Raw genomic sequence first — 18,157 nt, forward strand, 5'->3', positions numbered from 1 at the left:
CATAACTGACACGCGTGCATAGCCGAGAACTATTGCGGAGACGGCGATAACTATGCTCCGCTAAGCCGACGGCTCACCGAACGTGGAAGCGTGGGCCCTGACCAAGGGACGTCATGCACTTGAGGGATAAGGGACGCTTCGACGAACTGGTACGGCTCAAGGGGTTGTCCCAGCGAACACTGGCCCAGCGGGCGCACGTCACCCAGGCGTTCATCTCGCTGGTGGCACATGGGAGACGAGGAGTCCGGCCAGAGACGGCATGGCGGATCGCGTCGGCGCTCGGGGTCTTCACCGAGGAGTTGTTCGTCGCCTCCGGACAGGAGTCACCGCCCCGGCAACCGCCAAGGAACTTCAACCGCATGCACTTCTCCAAGCGACCCTAGACCCCCGGCGGCGGTGCAGCCCACGCTGGACAACTCCGGTGCCTCCACGGCGTCGAGTCGGACGCGAACCCTGGTCGATCGACCGCCGTGGAACGAGAGCAAGGCCGCGGGAAATTACCCTTTGGTCTGCCCAGCCCTCATGGACGAACGACAAACGCCGGACGAGGGCGTAGCGGGAGGGATATACGGCACCCGAAGACCCTGAGCCGTCCCGATCGGACGGACGCCAGGGGAGTGGTGATCAGGTTGTGGGGATGGCCTCGTGTCCGACGGGGCCGCCGCGGCCGGGGCCGCTGAACGATCCCCCGCGGTGGTGCCAACTCCCGGCCCGGCCGCGGACGGTGGGCGCACGGGGACGACCCACCCGGAGATGATCCCCCGCACCGGTCCGTCCCGCCGGCCCGGCCGCATCGGCAGCCGATATCCACACGGCAGGCACCACGTTCACCCCCCCAGGATTCCCCTGAGATCCATACGTCGGGCCCCCGCAAGGCAGGGGTGTCCGCACAGGCGTCGCGCGTGCTCAGATGAAACGGAACGCATCATCGTCACGGTGTCCCGTCCGGCCGCCGTGCCCTGCCCATTCCCGTGCCCGACAACGGAGAAGTGTGTTTCGATGCCTGACCACATTCCGAACGCCGTGCTCGTCGGTGGTCCCCACAGCGGACTCGAGGAGGACGAGAGGATCCGGTACACCGAGGATCTGAGCTCCACGATCAAGGTCTTCCGGGGCAACCGCTACGAGCACTTCCGCCCCACGGACGAGACCACCGTCCAGGACGACGTGGAACTCCACGTGTTCCGTTGGGCCGGGCGCACCTACGTTGCCGAATGACGAGGTGCGCCGGCTGGACCGGGTGGTGATCCGTTTCGCGGGTGACTCCGGGGACGGGATGCAGCTCACCGGTGACCGCTTCACGTCGGAGACGGCCTCGTTCGGCAACGACCTGTCGACGCTGCCGAACTTCCCGGCGGAGATCCGGGCTCCCGCCGGCACTCTGCCCGGTGTCTCGTCGTTCCAGCTGCACTTCGCCGATCACGACATCCTCACCCCGGGTGACGCGCCGAACGTGCTGGTCGCGATGAACCCGGCCGCGCTGAAGGCCAACCTGGGCGATCTGCCGCGGGGCGCGGAGATCATCGTGAACACCGACGAGTTCACCAAGCGCCCGATGGCCAAGGTCGGGTACGACACCAGCCCGCTGGAGGACGGCTCGCTGGACGCCTACAGCGTCCACCCGGTGCCGCTGACGACGCTGACGCTGGAGGCGCTCAAGGAGTTCGGGCTGCCGCGCAAGGAGGCCGAGCGCAGCAAGAACATGTTCGCGCTGGGGCTGCTGTCGTGGATGTATCACCGGCCGACGGAGAACACCGAGGCGTTCTTGCGGCGGAAGTTCGCGGGCAAGCCGCAGATCGCCGAGGCGAACGTGGCGGCGTTCCGGGCGGGGTGGAACTTCGGCGAGACCACTGAGGACTTCGCGGTCTCCTACGAGGTCGCCCCCGCCACCGCCGCTTTCCCGCCGGGGAGTTATCGCAACATCTCCGGCAACCTCGCCCTGGCCTACGGGCTGATCGCCGCCGGGCAGCAGGCGGATCTGCCGCTCTACCTCGGCTCGTACCCGATCACTCCGGCCTCCGACATCCTGCACGAGCTGTCGAAGCACAAGAACTTCGGCGTGCGGACCTTCCAGGCCGAGGACGAGATCGCCGGGATCGGCGCGGCGCTGGGCGCGGCGTTCGGCGGGGCGCTGGCGGTGACGACGACGTCGGGGCCCGGCGTGGCGCTGAAGTCGGAGACGATCGGGCTGGCGGTGTCGCTGGAGCTGCCGTTGCTGGTGGTGGACATCCAGCGCGGCGGCCCGTCCACCGGGCTGCCGACCAAGACCGAGCAGGCCGACCTGCTCCAGGCGATGTACGGTCGCAACGGCGAGGCCCCGGTGCCGGTCGTGGCGCCGAAGACGCCCGCGGACTGTTTCGCGGCGGCCCTCGACGCCGCGCGCATCGCGCTGGCCTACCGCACCCCGGTCTTCCTGCTCTCCGACGGCTACCTCGCCAACGGCTCCGAACCCTGGCGCATCCCCGAGCCCGACGAACTGCCCGACCTGCGCGTCCAGTTCGCCACCACCCCCAACCACACGCTGGCCGACGGCACCGAGGTCTTCTGGCCCTACAAGCGCGACCCCCACACCCTCGCCCGCCCGTGGGCGGTGCCCGGCACCCCCGGCCTGGAACACCGCATCGGCGGCATCGAAAAACAGGACGGCACCGGCAACATCTCCTACGACCCGGCCAACCACGACCACATGGTCCGCACCCGCCAGGCCAAGATCGACAACATCACCGTCCCCGACACCGAGGTCGACGACCCGTCCGGCCAGGCCCGCACCCTCATCCTCGGCTGGGGCTCCACCTACGGGCCCATCACCGCCGCCGTCCGGCGCGTCCGCAACCAAGGCCACCACGTCGCCCAGGCCCACCTGCGCCACCTCAACCCCTTCCCCCGCAACCTGGGCGAGGTACTCCGGCGCTACGACACCGTCGTCGTACCCGAAATGAACCTCGGCCAGCTCGCCACCCTGCTGCGCGCCCGGTACCTCGTGGACATCCACTCCCACACCCAGGTCAGCGGCATGCCGTTCAAAGCCGAGCAGCTCGCCACCGTGATCGAGGAGGCCATCGATGTCTGAGGCGCTCAAACTGGTGCCCAAGGCCGACACCCGCCAGTCCATGAAGGACTTCAAGTCCGACCAGGAAGTGCGCTGGTGCCCCGGCTGCGGCGACTACGCCATCCTCGCCGCCGTCCAGGGCTTCATGCCCGACCTCGGCGTCGCCCGCGAGAACATCGTCTTCGTCTCCGGCATCGGCTGCTCCTCCCGCTTCCCGTACTACATGAACACCTACGGGATGCACTCCATCCACGGCCGCGCCCCGGCCATCGCCACCGGCCTGGCCACCTCCCGCCGCGACCTGTCGGTCTGGGTGGTCACCGGCGACGGCGACGCCCTGTCCATCGGCGGCAACCACCTCATCCACGCCCTGCGCCGCAACGTCAACCTGAAGATCCTGCTGTTCAACAACCGGATCTACGGGCTGACGAAGGGTCAGTACAGTCCGACCAGCGAGCTGGGCAAGATCACGAAGTCGACGCCGATGGGATCGCTGGACGCGCCCTTCAACCCGGTCTCGCTCGCGCTGGGCGCGGAGGCGTCCTTCGTGGCCCGCACCATCGACTCCGACCGCAAGCACCTCACCCAGGTCCTGCGGGCCGCCGCCGACCACCCCGGCACGGCACTCGTGGAGATCTACCAGAACTGCAACATCTACAACGACAACGCCTTCGAGGCACTCAAGGACCGCGACCAGGCGCAGGAGGCGGTGATCCGGCTGGAGCACGGACAGCCCATCCGCTTCGGCACCGACCTCTCCAAGGGCGTCGTCCGCAACGCGGCCACCGGCGACCTGGAAGTCGTCGACGTCACCCCGGAGACCGAGTCGCGCATCCTGGTCCACGACGCCCACGCCGCCTCCCCGACGACGGCCTTCGCCCTCTCCCGCCTCGCCGACCCCCACACCCTGCGCCATTCACCGATCGGGGTCTTCCGCGCCATCGAACGTCCCGTCTACGATGCCGAGATGGCCGGTCAACTGGTGCGGGCGGCCGAACAGAGAGGGCGGGGCGACCTGATGTCCCTGCTCGCCGGTGTCGAGACCTGGACGGTGACAGCCTGAGCCGGCTGCCGGCTCCGCTGCTCCTCGCCCACCGTCGCCCATAACCACTTTCTGGATCCCGGCCGTTGCGGCTACCTGAACGGTCTATGTCCCTCCCCCGTCGGCCGGCGGAGCCACTTTGGAGACGCCCCGGTCAGGTCCCTTACGCCCGGCGCGCGGACTGGGAAGGGGGGAAGGTGCGCGTTTCCCCGTTGCCCGCCCGGCGATGACTGTGCTGGGATTCCCGTACAGGCGCAGAGCACTGATGAGGCGTTAGCTCAGCTGGTAGAGCAGGGGACTTGTAATCCTCCGGCCGTGGGTTCAAGTCCCGCACGCCTCTCTGCGGGAGCCGGACGGTCACGTGCACCCGGTCACGCGGGTTGCGAGCCGTCCCCGGAGTCCTGGACGGCCGGGCGGGTGCCGGCCGGCCACCAGGCCCAGCGGCCCAGCAGGATCATGGTCGCGGGCACGAGCAGGGTGGCCAGAGCGAAGGCGGTGATGAGAATGCCGGTGGCCAGCGCCATCCCCATCTGCTCCAGCAGGAGGCTGCCGGTCAGCATCAGGACGCCGAAGGTGCCGGCGAGGATGAGCGCGGCGGCGGCGATGGTGGGCACGGAGCGGGTGACGGCGGCCCGGACGGCCTGACGCGGTGGCACGCCGTTGGCCATCTCCTCCCGCAGGCGGGTCACCATCAGAATGTTGTAGTCGGTCCCGAGCGTGACGACGAACAGATACAGCACTGCGGGCAGGACTAGGGACAGGCCGGGCTGCCCTTGCACATCTTGGTAGAACCACACAACGGTGCCGAGCGCGGCCACGAACCCCAGGGCGACGGAGAGCATCAGGTAGAGCGGGGTGACGAGGCTGCGCAGGAGGAGGGCCAGAATCACCGTGATCGCCAGGGCAGCGACGGGGAAGACGACTTTGTAGTCATGGGCGACGGCGGTGCGCATGTCGGCGAGTTCGGCCGACCTGCCGCCGACGAGGACCGTGGTGCCGCGGGGTGCGTACCGGTGGGCGCCGGCCCGCAGCGGTCCGCCGGCCAACTCCACCGCTGCTCTTTCCAGCGGGCGGTGGACGAGCGAGACCTCGTAGAGCGCGATGCGTCCGTCCGGGCTGGGGAGTGGAGTGGAAACGGCGCCGACTCCCCGGATGCCGGCCAGGCGGTTCCGGTACGCGGCGAGTATGGCGGCGGACGGCCGGGAACGGCCCTCGGCGGTCAGATACACCTGAACCGGGTCGGACTGGCCTGCGGAGAATCCGCGCTCCATGTCCTTGAGGGCCCGCATGTACTCGATGGTGTCCGGAAGGGCTGTGGTGGCGAAGTTGGCTGTGAATCCCGAAGCGTTGAGGGCCATCACGGTGAGGAGGGCCGTGCACACGCCCGTGAGGAGGGCGGGACGGAAGGAGACCAGGCGCCCGACGCGCTGGGCGGACCGGTCGGGGCGCCGGTGGGACCACGTCCTGGACGGCCAGAACACCGTGGTGCCCAGCACGGAGAAGACGGCGGGGACAAGGGTGAGCGCGGCGACGAGCGTGACGGCGACGGCGAGGGCCAGCGGCGGACCCATGGAGCGCAGCGTCCCCACGGTGGCCAGCAGGAGGGCGAGGAAGGCGACGATGACGACGCTCGCCGCCGACGCGATGGTCTCGCCGACACGGGCGACGGCGTCGACCAGGGCCGTTCGGGAGGGCTTTCCCGACCGCAGTTCCTCGCGGTACCGGAAGAGGAGGAAAAGGACGTAGTCGGTGCCGATTCCGAAGAGCACGATGATGAGGATGGCCGATACGAAGACATCGGCCTCCATGCCGGTGACGGCCGACATGACGGCGATGAGCCCGACGGCCACCGCATAGGCGACGGCGATGACGGCCACCGGCAGGAGGGCGATGAGCGGACTGCGGAAGACCACCAGCAAGGACACGACGACGAGCACCAGCGTCGCCTTCATCACGAGGGCGTCCCGCTCGGAGGAGGAGTCACGGCTGTCGAGGTCGCCGGGCACCGAACCGGTCATGCCCGCACGGACCTCGCTGCCGCGGAGGAGTTCCGCCGTGTCCTCGCGCATGGCCCTTACGGATGCGCGGAGTTGACCGCCCGGCGGGTCGCCGGCCACCGGGAAGACGTGGGCGAGGGCCACCTTGCCATTGGGGGAGACGGAATGCGGCCCGCCCTCCACGGTGGCGACCCCGGGGCGCTTCCGGTCGCGCAAGTGGCCGGTCACCGTGGCGACGTCACGCAGATCGGTCCTCGTGAGCCTGCCGCCGTCGGCGCGCCGGAACACGACGATGGCCATGGGCCGGCGTTGCGCGGGGAAGACCCGCTGGTGCAGCCGGTCGGCCCGCGCCGACTCTGAGTGGGAGGGGACGAAGGCGAACGCGGACGCACTGGGCGTGTGGTCCGGTGCCCACAGGGTGAGCCCCGCGGCGGCGATGAGCCAGACCGCGATCACGAGCCAGGGACGGTGCACGGCGACCCGTCCGACGAGACGAAACATGAGCGATCCTTCGTGGCGAAGCGAGGAGGTGGGGGAGGGGGCCGGGAGGGACGGGGCGCCGGCGGGGCGTGCGGTTCAGCAGTCGTAGAGCTCCGGGAAGCAGGCGTCGACGGAGGCGAGTTCCTCCGCGGTGAAGGAGGCCCGGTGGACGGCTGCGCAGAACTCGGAGAGTTCCTCGGTGGCGGCGAGCGAGACGAGGGCGGACGCCACCACCGGCTGGCGCAGGACCCAGCTGACGGCGCACTGCCGCGACGACTGGCCGCGCTTCAACGAGGCGTTGCTCAGGCGCCGTTGCCACTTCTCCACCTCCTCCTGCGGATAGTCCGAGCAGGGGTCGACGTGGTAGTCCAGGGCGCCCTCGGCGACGCATCCGATGTTCGACGACCGCAGGACGTCCAGGAGATAGGACTCCGGGCCGCGGTGCAGCATCGAATACGTGACACGGCAGGCGGTGAGGGGCGTCCCCAGATCGTCGAGGAGCGCCGCCATCCGCTGCACCATGGCGGGCGCGTAGCCGGAGACGCCCACGTACAGCGCCTTGCCCTGCCGCACCACGGCGTCCAGCGCACCGGCCGTCTCCTCGATCGGGGTGGACGTGTCATGACGATGCGCGTAGAAGATGTCGACGCAGTCGAGGCCGGTGCGGCGCAGTGTGCCGTCCAAGGAGGTGATCAGGCACTTGCGCGAACCGAATCCCGGCATGATGCGCGGTTGCGTGCCCATTCCCGCGCGGGTGGAGACGACCAGGTCCTCGCGGAGACTCCCGAGGCGGTGCAGGGCCCGCCCGAAGTTCTCCTCCACCATGCCCCGGAACGCGCCGTAGTGCGGCGCCAGATCGAAGTGGTTGACCCCGCAGTGCACGGCGGTCTCCAGGATCTCCGACATTCCACGGATGCCCTTTTTGTAGACCATCCCCTCCTCGAGGTTCACGCCGATCGCGGACACGTGCAGTCCGCTTTTCGCCAGCCGCCGGTACTCCGTTGGCCCGCTGCTCCGGGGAAGGCTGTCGGCGGACTCGAAGATGACATTCACTGATGTGCTCCTGGTTGCTTTTCTGGGAATTCCGGTGACGGCGGACCCGAGGGCCGGCCGTCCGCGGCACATCCAAACACCGTTATCGGGCCGGTTCCCGGCAATGAACTCCGTGCTGCGTCGCGCGGTTATGCGGAGAGGACGCCGAATTCTGGCCCAGGACGGAGGGCGTGCGTGCCGGAGGAATTCACGGGTTATTGACCGGGGCCCGCTCGACGGAGCAATCTGCTGAGCGTTCCCGCGCGGTGCGGTTATGCCGGGGCCGTGCGCGAGCCCTCAGAAGGAGGCCGGGCGGAAGTAGGCGGGCAGGCCGGTGGGCGGACTCCCGTCGGCGAGGGAGACCAGAATGTGAATTCCCGTGTAGAGGAAGAGGGCCGCGTTCGTGGCGCCGAGGACCGCCAGCAGCCGCATCGCGGGCCGGACGGCCGGGGGGAACGCGCCCGCGCCGCGCTCGACCCGCGTCTCCTCATCGGCGTTCCGCATCAGGCGCAGGGTGCTGAGCGCACCGACGAACAGCCCCGAAGCCAGCATCTGGTAGAGCGGGAACTGGTACCAGTGGCCGCTCCACAGCGTCACCTCCGGGACGGCCCGGGTCCACACTGTGACACCGATGAAGGTGATCAGCGGCTCCGTCGCGTCGAAGAGCACGGCCACCAGGAAGCCGGCCAGGAGGAGAGGGAACCGGCCGATCGCCGGCCTGCGGGCCGCGATCAGCCGCATGACCGTCGAACAGCCCATGGTGGCCAGCAGGGCGGTCAACGAGACGCTCAGTGTCACGAGCGGCAGCTCCGCCTCCTGGTGCGGTCCCTTCCCCTGCCAGCCGGGCATGTAGGGGCCCCATGAGCCGACCGCCCCGAGGACGTTCGTGTTGGATGTGAGAACAGGGTGCACCCAATTGAGGAAGGGGCTCTGCCAGGAGGCCAGGAGCAGGGCGACGAAGAGCAGGGCGTCGAAGTCCAGCCGCCCTCTCGCGCGGCACTTCTGGAAGAAGAACACCCCCAGCAGGAGCGTTCCGGTGGCCGACACCAGAGGCAGCACCACGTCGATGCCGCGTTCGACTCCGCCTCCTCCGGCTGTTCCGCTGTTCGCTAGGCGGTATCCGCCGTCCACCACCCAGGACGTCAGAACGTACCCCTCGAACGCGAGCAGGATCGCGCCGAGGGCGGACCACACCGCCACGGGTGCGGTGAAACGGCGGAAACCGTACCGGGGGCCACTGTCCGTACGGCCGGCATCCGGTGGGCCATATGTGTTCACGCAAACAACCTCTTCGTTCGGCGGCGAAAGGGGAAAGGGAAAGGAGCGGAATGCCGGAAGAATCCAACGACCGCACGCCACGCCACCACCCCTGCGGGCCCCAGCGCCGACCGGTCGCGCGGCGTGGAGCATTCCGGTGGAACGCCGATGCCACGGACGGCAGTTGGACGGAAGACCGTCACGGTGGCGACACCCTCGAAGGAGGCATCCAAGGAAGCGTCGATGGAGGCGTCGAAGAAGACCGAAAGGACGGCATCCGCAACGGGCCGCCCGGGAATCCCCAGACACCTCCCGTCGGGACGGCCGGCCGGCGAAAGAGGACAGGGGTGCCCGGTGCCGCGAAAGGCGGATAGCGTGGGAAACAGGAAGGACCCGCGGCGGTTACCGCCCCCCGACCGCGGGCGCGCGGGGCCCCACCCCTCGTCCCGCCGCCCGCGTCCGGCCGCCCCCCCCACCTCTGGTGGGCGGCCGGATCCCCCTCCTCAACCCGCCCACGCGGCCGTGGACAGTTGCTACTTGACGACCACTCCCCAGACGGCCACGGCGGCGGCCACCAGCCCCACGAGCAGAGGAACAACGGCCTGGTAGAGCCGCGTCTGCCGCTCCTTTTCCCGGCGCTCCGCCTCGGCGAGCCGATAGCTCTCGAACTGGCGCTCAAGCGTGGAGCGCGCCTCGCACTCCTTCTGCAGATCCCGGTCGAGGGAGGCGATGCACTGCTCGGCGTGGGCCATCTGCAAGGTGTGCACATCGGAGGAGACCAACCGGTCCAGCCGGGCGTTGATCCCCGCCATGCCCTCATGGAACTCCCGGCGCAACGCATCGATGATACGCCCCAGCTCCCCCACGGACAGGGCTTCCGCGTCAGCCATGGAAGACCTCCCCCGGCCTCACGGACCGGACACGCGCCCGGCGGCGCGAAGCCCGGCCAGGAGCGCGGGACTTGGGCGAGGAGGCCGCCGGGAGGGACCGGGATCCCCGGAACCGTTCCCCGGCCCGTCCGTGCTCCCGGCGTGCTCACCGGTACGTCCCGCTGCGGCGAGATGGCGGGCAAGCCACGGCGTGCCGGCGGCGAGCCCCATGGCCCCGGCTTCCGCCTCACCCGCCCGCGACTCCACCGCGTCGCCCGCCGTACCGGCCGGGGCCGCCGCCGCGTCACGGGCGCGGCCCGCCGCCTCCGCGGCCGTGTCCGCGAGGGCCTGGGCCTCGTCCGCCGCCTGCCGGCTGCGCAGGGCGATCATTCGTGCCTGCTCGGCTTCCCGCTCGGCCACCTCGGCCCGCGCGGTCGCGGCAGCCGTGGCGACCGGCCCCGCCTGGGCACCCGCCCGGGCCGCTGCGGCGGACTCCTCCGCGGCCCGCACCGCGCACTCCCGGGCCGCGGACTCCGACACCGCGGCCCGTGCCGCCTCGGCGGCCGCCCACGCGCGGGATGCCGCCGCTTTGGCGGCGTCGGCCGCGCTCCCCAGGATGGAAGCGATCTCCGACCCGGCCGCGGCCGGGTCGGCACCCACCTCGTCGGCGGCCGCGCGGGTCGCCGCCGCCACGGCCCTCGCCCGCCGCGCCGCGCTGAAGGCACGCTCGGCAGGCGTCCGCGGCACGCCGGCCGCGCCCTCCCCGGCGGGCCGAGCTCTGTCGTCGTCGGGCGCGTCCGGCATCCCGCTTCCGCCACCGGCGCCGGCCGGTTCGTCCGCGGCAGCGGGCGGCACGGACGGCGGCACGGACGCGGACGGTACATGACCGTGGCCACCACAATCGCAAGGAGTCATCGAGCACTCGCTTTCTCGAACCGATGTCGGGCTGATCTCGGCCTGCTGATCTCGGACTGATTCGGACTGACTTGGGCTGATGTCGGGCTGCTGAAAAAGACCGGCCACACAGTCGTCGGGGGGCGCGCTCCGGGCGGGCAGGAAACACGGCGAGCGGGGAAGAATTACGGCCCCGCGCAACGGCCGGTCCCGGACGGCCGGTTCCACCGGCTCGCCGCCCGGGCTATCGTTCCCCGCCCGGATGGCGCCGACGCCGGACGACCGCACCGACAGGGGAAGGCCCCCGGCCCTTCCCGGGCCGACGGGGGTTCCACACGCCCGATCCAGTCTGAAACGGTGCTCCCAGATCCGGACGTCCCACCGCCCGCCGCTAAGCGAGCGGGGCCGGGCGGTCACCGGCCAACCACCCGTCGGAGAAGAGAGCCCAGCCCATGACGGACAACACGCAACAACGGTGCCGAACGGCGCTCGTCACCGGAGCCTCGGCCGGCATCGGCAAGGACATCGCCCGGCGTCTGGCCGCGGACGGCTTCCGCGTGGTCGTGCACTACCGGCAGCGCAGGGACGCGGCACAGGAGACGGTCACCGCCATCAAGGCCGCCGGCGGCCGGGCCTTCGCCCTCGGCGCCGACCTCACGGTGGACCGCGCCGTCGACGCGCTCTTCACTACCCTGGAAGCCACACTCGACGGTGAACCGCTCGACGTCCTGGTGAACAACGCCGGTATCACGGCCGACCGCGACGACCCTGCCGTAGCGGCGAGGGACGACTTCGTGGCCGGTATCTCCCACGTCACCCCGGAGACGTTCGACGAACTCTTCGCCATCAACGTCCGAGCACCGTTCTTCGTCACCCAGCGCGCCCTGCCCCTCCTGGCCGACGGAGGACGCATCATCAACATCTCGTCCGCCACCACGCGCATCGCCTGGCCGCTGCTCCCCTACGCCATGAGCAAGGGCGCCCTGGAGATGATGGCGGCACGCCTCGCCCAGCAGCTCGGCGCCCGAGGCATCACGGTGAACACCGTCGCGCCCGGCGTCACCGACACCGAGATGAACAGCTGGGTGCACGAGATGCCCGGTGCCGTGGAAGCCCTCTCCGGAATGACGGCCCTCCGGCGGCTCGGCCGCCCGGACGACATCTCCGCCGTGGTGTCCTACCTCGCCTCGGACGACGCACGTTGGGTAACCGGCCAACTCATCGAGGCTAGCGGCGGCCTGTGCCTGGCGCCCGCCATGGGAATGTAGCGGCATCACCCCTGCCGGAGGGTTGCCGACGCCCCAGGCGGGCCACCCTCCTGCTCAACTCCGGTGCGAAACGGCTCAGCAGCCGCACGACGTGCGCCTCCGGCGTCACCACCACCACCGGCCTGTCCCGGACTACCGCCCGCAGAATGGCACGTGCCACCTTTTCGGGCGGACGGACACCCCCGCCCGGAGCACGGCTGAACCGCTCCCGGAGCAGCCTCTGTTCCTCCTCCGGCACTCCAGCGAAGTGCATCGACGTGGTGAACGACGTGCTCACGAACCCCGGGCACACCGCACTCACCCCGACCCCGTACTCCCCGAACTCCGCGCGCAGGCACTCGGTCAGCATGAGCACGGCCGCCTTGCTCGTCGCGTAGACCGGAAGGGTGCGGGACGGCTGGAACGCCGCGGCCGACGCGACGGTGACGATGTGCCCGCCGAGGCCGCGGTCCGCCATCTGCCGCCCGAAGACCCGGCAACCATGCACGACACCCCACACGTTGACGTCCAGCGTGCGCCGCCAGTCGTCCAGGGACGTGTCGAGGAACCGCCCCGACATGCCGACCCCGGCGTTGTTCACCAGCACGTCCACCGCCCCGTGGGAACCGGCGACCCGGTCACCGAGCCGCTCCATGGCGCTCGCGTCGGAGACGTCGACGGCCTCGGCCCACGCCGCGCGCGCCCCCAGCGCCAGGGCCCGGCGCGCGGTGCTCGCCGCCGCGTCCGCGTCCCGGTCCACACAGATCACCTCCGCGCCCGCCATGGCGAAGGCATGGGCCGTCGCGCGCCCGATGCCGTGGCCGGCACCTGTGACCAGAACGAGCCGTCCGCGAAACCGCTCCTCGTGCGTTCGGCGCTCACGGCCCCCCTTCGTACGCACCCGGGAATGCCGTCCTCTCCCCGGTGAATTCCCCACGACGTCAGGTCCGTTCATCACGAACCACCTCCTGATTCCTCTTTGTGCGGCAAGCACGCCGCCGGCCGTTGAAAGGCACGATCACGGTCCGGACGCGCCGTGATAACCCTTGTTCTCCGGCGCCGCGGAATCGCCGTTCCAATGGGGTGTCCAGGGGTTCCCACACGGAATTCCCGTTTGTAGGCTCCTCGCTGACCTGCGGCCGCCCCAACCCTTGCTCCTCCCGGAGCGCCAAGGAGACACCCCGATGACCAACGAGGAAAAGCTGCGCGACTACCTCAAGCGGGTCACCGCCGATCTCCTTCAGGTGCGCCGCCGGCTCGAGGAAGCGGAATCCGGAGAACAAGAACCCGTCGCCGTCGTGGGAATGGCCTGCCGCCTCCCGGGCGGCGTCGGCTCGCCCGAGGACTACTGGGACCTCCTCGCCGCGGGTGCGGACGCGGTGTCGGGCTTCCCCCTGGACCGGGGCTGGGACACCGACAGGCTCTTCGGCGACCTCGGCGACACCGCCGGGACCTCGGCCACCCGAGAAGGCGGATTCCTCTACGACGCGAGCGAATTCGACGCGGAATTCTTCGGGATCGGTCCGCGTGAGGCGCTGGCGATGGACCCGCAGCAGCGGTTGATGCTGGAAGTGTCCTGGGAAGCGCTGGAACGGTCCGGTATCGAACCCCGGTCCCTGCGCGGCAGCGACACCGGGGTGTTCGCCGGGGTGATGTACCAGGACTACGCCGCACGTCTCCTCGATGTCCCGGAGGAACTGGAAGGACACCTCGGCAACGGGAATGCCGGAAGCGTCCTTTCGGGGCGGGTGTCGTACACGTTCGGTTTCGAGGGGCCGGCGGTGACGGTGGACACGGCGTGTTCGTCGTCGTTGGTGGCGTTGCATCTGGCGTGTCAGTCGTTGCGGGCGGGGGAGTGCTCGCTGGCGCTGGCCGGCGGGGTGACGGTGATGTCGACACCGGGCGTGTTCGTGGAGTTCTCCCGGCAGCGGGGGCTGGCCGCGGACGGGCGGTGCAAGGCGTACGCGGCCGCGGCCGACGGCACCGGCATGTCCGAAGGCGTGGGACTCCTCCTGCTGGAGCGGCTGTCGGACGCGCGCCGCAACGGTCACCGGGTGCTGGCGGTGGTGCGGGGCAGCGCGGTCAACCAGGACGGCGCGAGCAACGGACTGACCGCGCCGAACGGTCCGTCCCAACAGCGCGTGATCCGACAGGCGTTGGCCTGCGCCGCCCTGGCCCCCGGCGACATCGACGCCGTCGAGGGCCACGGCACCGGGACGGTGCTGGGCGATCCGATCGAGGCGCAGGCGTTGTTGGCGACGTATGGGCAAGGGCGGGCGGAGGGGCGGCCGTTGTGGTTGGGGTCGGTGAAGTCGAACATCGGTCATACGCAGGCTGCGGCCGGGGTGGCGGGTGTGATCAAGATGGTGCTGGCGATGCGGCACGGGGTGTTGCCGCGGACGTTGCATGTGGACGAGCCGTCGCCGCACGTGGACTGGGCGGCCGGCGCCGTACGCCTGCTGACCCACGCAACGCCCTGGCCACGGACCGAAGGCCGCCCCCGCCGCGCCGGTGTGTCCTCCTTCGGCGTGAGCGGGACGAACGCGCACGTCGTCCTGGAGGAGGCGCCCGAGGACGACACGGCGGCCCCCACCGCACCGGCACCGGAACCGCTCCCGGCGACCGCCGGGCCGGCCGACCCGCCGGTCGTGCCATGGGTGCTGTCCGCGCGCTCCGAGGGCGCACTGCGCCGGCAGGCACGCCGGCTACGGCGCTTCCTGGCGGACGCGGGCGACGAGCTGGACGTGGTGGAAGCGGCACGAGCGCTGGCACGCGAGCGCTCCGTCTTCGAGCACCGGGCAGTCGTCCTGGCCGAAAGGTCCCCAGGTGAGGAGGGATGCGGCGAAGGGCAGGAGGATCGCGAGAGGGCTCCGGAACGCGAAAGGCTCCTCAAGGGCCTCGACGCCTTGGCCGCGGGCGCCCCGGCACCGACACTCGTCGAAGGACTGGTCACGACCCCGCCGCGCAAGGGCCTCGCCGTACTCCTCACCGGACAGGGATCCCAACGGGCGGGAATGGGACGGCAATTGCACGCCTCCTACCCCGTATACGCCGCGGCCTTCGACGAGGTCTGCGCGGAACACAGCGCGCAACACCCCGCCGGATCACACGACCTGCGCGCCCTGCTCCTCGCGCCGGGGCCCGGTGCGGACGAAGTGCTGGAGCGGACCGAGTACGCACAACCGGCGCTCTTCGCACTCGAAGTCGCCCTCTACCGCCTGGTGGAAAGCTGCGGCGTGACCCCTGACTTCCTGCTCGGGCACTCGGTCGGCGAACTGGTGGCCGCCCACGTGGCGGGAGTCCTCACGCTCACCGACGCCGTACGGCTCGTCTCCGCCCGCGGGCGGCTCATGCAACAACTCCCCTCCCCTGGGGCCATGGTGGCCCTGGAGGCATCGGAGGAGGAAGCACGCCTCCTCCTGGCCTCCTCCACCGTCGGCGAGCGGGTCGGCATCGCTGCCGTGAACGGTCCCGCCTCGGTCGTCCTCTCCGGGGACGAGACCGTCGTCCTGGACCTCGCTCGGCGGTGGAAGGACGATCATGGCCGCCGGGTCCGCCGCCTGCGGGTGAGCCACGCGTTCCACTCGCCGCTGATGGACGATATGCTCGACGGATTCCGCCGGGTCGCCGAAGCCGTGCGGTACGCCGAGCCCCGCATTCCCGTGGTGTCGAACCTCACCGGGCGGCCGGTGACGGGCCCGGAGATCACGTCCCCCGCCTACTGGGTGCGGCACGTCCGCGAAGCCGTGCGCTTCGGCGACGGACTCGCCTGGCTCTACGAGCAGGGCGTACGGACCTTCGTCGAGCTCGGCCCTGACGGCACCCTCTGCGGCCTGGGGCAGGGCGTGCTGGCACGGGCGGAAGCGGAAGAGATGAAAACGGAGGTGGAAGAGGCGGGCGAGGAAGCCGCCCTCCTTCCGGTCCTGCGGGGGGACCGGGGTGACGCCGAAGCCTTCGTGAGTGCCATGGCAGGGCTGTTCACCTGGGGTGTCGAGGTGGACTGGGAGGGACTTCTGGGCCGAGGTACCGCCGTGCGCGGAGCGATCGAGCTCCCGACGTACGCCTTCGAGCGGGAGCGGTTCTGGCTCGACGCCGGACAACGTCCGCTGTCGCAGGACGGGCCCGTCGGCAGCGGGGCGAGTGCCTGGGAGCGTGTCCTGTGGGATGCGGTGGAGCGGGGGGATGCGGTGGGTGTGGGTGAGTTGTTGGGGGTGGGGGTGGGGGAGTCGTTGGGTTCGGTGGTGTCGGCGTTGGGGGTGTGGTGGCGTCGGTGTCGTGTGTGGGGTGTGGTGGATGGGTGGCGTTATGGGGAGGTGTGGGAGCGGGTTTCGGGTGGTGGTGTGGGTCGGGGGTTGGGTGGGGGTGTGTTGTCGGGGGTGTGGTTGGTGGTGGTTCCGTGTGGTGTGGGGTGTGTGGGGGTGGATGTGGGTGTGGTGGTGGAGGGGTTGGGGGGTGCGGGTGCGGAGGTGGTGTGTATGGAGGTTGATGTGGAGGGGGTTGAGGGGGGTGATTTGACTGGGCGGATTGGTGCGGCTGTTGAGGGTGTTGGTGAGTTGGGTGGGGTGGTGTTGTTGGTTGGGGGTGGGGGTGTTGAGGTGGGTGTGGGGGATGTGGGTGGTTGGCCGGGGGTGTTGTTGTTGGGTGTGGTGCAGGGGTTGTTGGGGTGGGGTGGTGGTGTGGGTGTGGGGTTGTGGTGTGTGACGGGTGGTGCGGTGTCGGTGGGTGTGGGGGATGGGGTGGTGTGTGCGGGGTTGGGTCAGGTGTGGGGTTTGGGTCGTGTGGTGGGTTTGGAGGTGCCGGAGGTGTGGGGTGGGTTGGTGGATGTGTCGGGGGGGTGGGATGGGCGGGTGGTGGAGGGTTTGGTGGGGGTGTTGGGGGTGGTGAGCGGGAGTGTGCGGTGCGTGGTTCGGGGGTGTTCGTACGGCGTGTGGTGCCTGATCCCCTCGGCGGGACAGCCGACGGCGAGGGGGAGTGGAGGTGCGACGGCACCGCACTGATCACCGGTGGTACGGGTCGTCTCGGCCTCCAGGTCGCCAGGTGGCTTGCCGGTCGAGGGGCTCGTCACCTCATGCTCGTAAGCCGTCGAGGTGTGGAAGGGGAGGAAGCCGCCGCGCTGCGGGCCGAGTTGGCGGAGTCTGGTGTGGGGGTGTCGGTTGTTGGGTGTGATGTGGTTGATCGGGGGGCTGTGGGTGGGTTGTTGGGGTTGGTTCCGGTGGGGTTGCCGTTGCGTGTGGTGGTGCATGCGGCGGGTGTGTTGGATGACGGGGTGGTGGGGGCGTTGTCGGGTGAGCGGTTGGGGGTGGTGCGGGGGGCGAAGGCGGTGGGGGCGTGGAATGTGCATGAGGTGGTGAAGGGGGTGGAGGGTCTTTCGGCGTTTGTGGTGTTTTCGTCGGCGGCGGGTTCGTGGGGGTCGCCGGGGCAGGGGAGTTATGCGGCGGCCAATGCCGAAGTGGATGCGTTGGTGGCGTGGCGGCGGAGTGTGGGGCTGCCGGGGTTGTCGGTGGCGTGGGGTGCCTGGGCCGGCGGTGGTATGGCGGGTGATGCGGAGGTGGAGGGGCGGTTGCGTCGTCGGGGGATGCGGGCGATGGATCCGGAGTTGGCGTTGGAGGCGTTGGGCCAGGCCCTCGCGCACGGCGACACGTGCGTGACGATTGCGGACATCGACTGGCAGCAATTCACCGAGAGCACGGCTGACTTCGGCACCCACCCCGTCTTCACACGCATCCCCGAAGTACGCGCACGCCTCGACACGGCACGCAGATCACCGCAGTCCGGAATGCGTGACCGGCTCGCCGCCCTCGATCCGTCCGCACGGTCCGCGGAGCTCCTGGCACTGGTGCGCTCCCACGCCGCCGCCGCGCTGGGGCACGACTCCGCCGACCGCGTACGCCCCGACCGGGCCTTTCGCGACCTAGGGTTCACCTCGCTGACCGCGGTCGAGCTGCGCAACCGGCTGAACGCCCTGACCGGCCTGCGCCTGCCGACGACACTCGTCTTCGACTACCCCAGCCCCGCGGTGCTCGCGGCCTACCTGTCCGAGCGGATGTCCGGCAGCGACGACCGCGCGTCTTCCGCCCTCCTGCCCGTCGTCCGTTCCGGGGTGGGAACCGATGAGCCGATCGCCCTCGTGGGCATGGCGTGCCGCTTCCCGGGTGGTGTCCGTTCCCCCGAGGAGTTCTGGGAGTTGCTCTCGGCGGGTACGGACGTAGTGTCGAGTCCCCCGGCGGACCGTGGCTGGGACGCGGTGCGTTCCGCGCCGAGCGCAGATCCGGAGGGGAGCCGACGGCTGT

At 70.3% G+C, this 18,157-nt stretch carries 12 protein-coding genes, 1 tRNA gene and 1 pseudogene; 8 read left to right on the plus strand and 6 right to left on the minus strand.

Translation table 11 applies throughout. The features are described 5' to 3' along the window. The first annotated feature begins 113 nt into the window (after nucleotides 1–113). From AC230_RS30800 to AC230_RS06405, 5 genes are all read left to right on the plus strand, one after another. Entirely contained in the window at nucleotides 114–383 is a 270-nt protein-coding gene (locus AC230_RS30800) for a helix-turn-helix domain-containing protein (protein WP_078870987.1), read from the plus strand. 616 nt (nucleotides 384–999) lie between these two features. Further along, nucleotides 1,000–1,218 carry a DUF5988 family protein gene (locus AC230_RS06390; RefSeq protein WP_049714891.1) on the plus strand — a complete coding sequence of 73 codons (219 nt, stop codon included), beginning with the start codon at nucleotides 1,000–1,002 and terminating at the stop codon, nucleotides 1,216–1,218. Next, on the plus strand, nucleotides 1,208–3,070 hold the full coding sequence (locus AC230_RS06395; protein ID WP_049714892.1) for a 2-oxoacid:acceptor oxidoreductase subunit alpha: 1,863 nt from the start codon (nucleotides 1,208–1,210) through the stop codon (nucleotides 3,068–3,070). The genes AC230_RS06390 and AC230_RS06395 overlap by 11 nt, the downstream gene beginning before the upstream one ends. After that, nucleotides 3,063–4,112 (plus strand): 2-oxoacid:ferredoxin oxidoreductase subunit beta, encoded by a 1,050-nt coding sequence (locus AC230_RS06400; RefSeq protein WP_049714893.1) that lies wholly within the window; start codon nucleotides 3,063–3,065, stop codon nucleotides 4,110–4,112. The genes AC230_RS06395 and AC230_RS06400 overlap by 8 nt, the downstream gene beginning before the upstream one ends. Before the next feature lie 246 nt (nucleotides 4,113–4,358). Next, nucleotides 4,359–4,431 (plus strand) — tRNA-Thr (locus AC230_RS06405). Nucleotides 4,432–4,462: 31 nt separating this feature from the next. Here AC230_RS06405 and AC230_RS06410 read toward each other — a convergent pair. The 5 genes from AC230_RS06410 to AC230_RS06430 form a co-directional block, all read right to left on the minus strand. Continuing rightward, nucleotides 4,463–6,589, minus strand: coding sequence for an MMPL family transporter (locus AC230_RS06410; protein WP_049714894.1), 2,127 nt, complete (start codon nucleotides 6,587–6,589; stop codon nucleotides 4,463–4,465). Nucleotides 6,590–6,664: 75 nt separating this feature from the next. Next, nucleotides 6,665–7,621 (minus strand): aldo/keto reductase, encoded by a 957-nt coding sequence (locus AC230_RS06415; protein ID WP_049714895.1) that lies wholly within the window; start codon nucleotides 7,619–7,621, stop codon nucleotides 6,665–6,667. Nucleotides 7,622–7,897: 276 nt separating this feature from the next. Then, complete coding sequence (locus tag AC230_RS06420; protein ID WP_241833097.1) at nucleotides 7,898–8,800, minus strand: spirocyclase AveC family protein; 903 nt, start codon at nucleotides 8,798–8,800, stop codon at nucleotides 7,898–7,900. Nucleotides 8,801–9,390: 590 nt separating this feature from the next. Then, entirely contained in the window at nucleotides 9,391–9,747 is a 357-nt protein-coding gene (locus AC230_RS06425) for a hypothetical protein (RefSeq protein ID WP_049714897.1), read from the minus strand. Nucleotides 9,748–9,765: 18 nt separating this feature from the next. Continuing rightward, nucleotides 9,766–10,530, minus strand: a complete 765-nt coding sequence (locus AC230_RS06430) for a hypothetical protein (protein ID WP_049714898.1) — start codon at nucleotides 10,528–10,530, stop codon at nucleotides 9,766–9,768. 542 nt (nucleotides 10,531–11,072) lie between these two features. On the opposite strand from AC230_RS06430, the gene AC230_RS06435 reads away from it, so the two are divergent. Continuing rightward, complete coding sequence (locus tag AC230_RS06435) at nucleotides 11,073–11,888, plus strand: SDR family oxidoreductase (protein ID WP_049714899.1); 816 nt, start codon at nucleotides 11,073–11,075, stop codon at nucleotides 11,886–11,888. 34 nt (nucleotides 11,889–11,922) lie between these two features. On the opposite strand, the pseudogene AC230_RS06440 reads toward AC230_RS06435, so the two are convergent. Beyond that, nucleotides 11,923–12,735 (minus strand): annotated as a pseudogene (locus tag AC230_RS06440) (SDR family NAD(P)-dependent oxidoreductase); the annotation flags it as partial. 283 nt (nucleotides 12,736–13,018) lie between these two features. Here AC230_RS06440 and AC230_RS06445 point away from each other — a divergent pair. Beyond that, on the plus strand, nucleotides 13,019–16,864 hold the full coding sequence (locus AC230_RS06445) for a type I polyketide synthase (RefSeq protein WP_277816838.1): 3,846 nt from the start codon (nucleotides 13,019–13,021) through the stop codon (nucleotides 16,862–16,864). Next, nucleotides 16,798–18,157, plus strand: a 1,360-nt coding sequence (locus tag AC230_RS30255) for a beta-ketoacyl reductase (protein WP_198535429.1), incomplete at its 3' end; no start/stop codon positions are given. The genes AC230_RS06445 and AC230_RS30255, both read left to right, overlap by 67 nt.

It is taken from the genome of Streptomyces caatingaensis (assembly GCF_001187435.1).
In the GTDB taxonomy this organism is placed as follows: Bacteria; Actinomycetota; Actinomycetes; order Streptomycetales; family Streptomycetaceae; genus Streptomyces; species Streptomyces caatingaensis.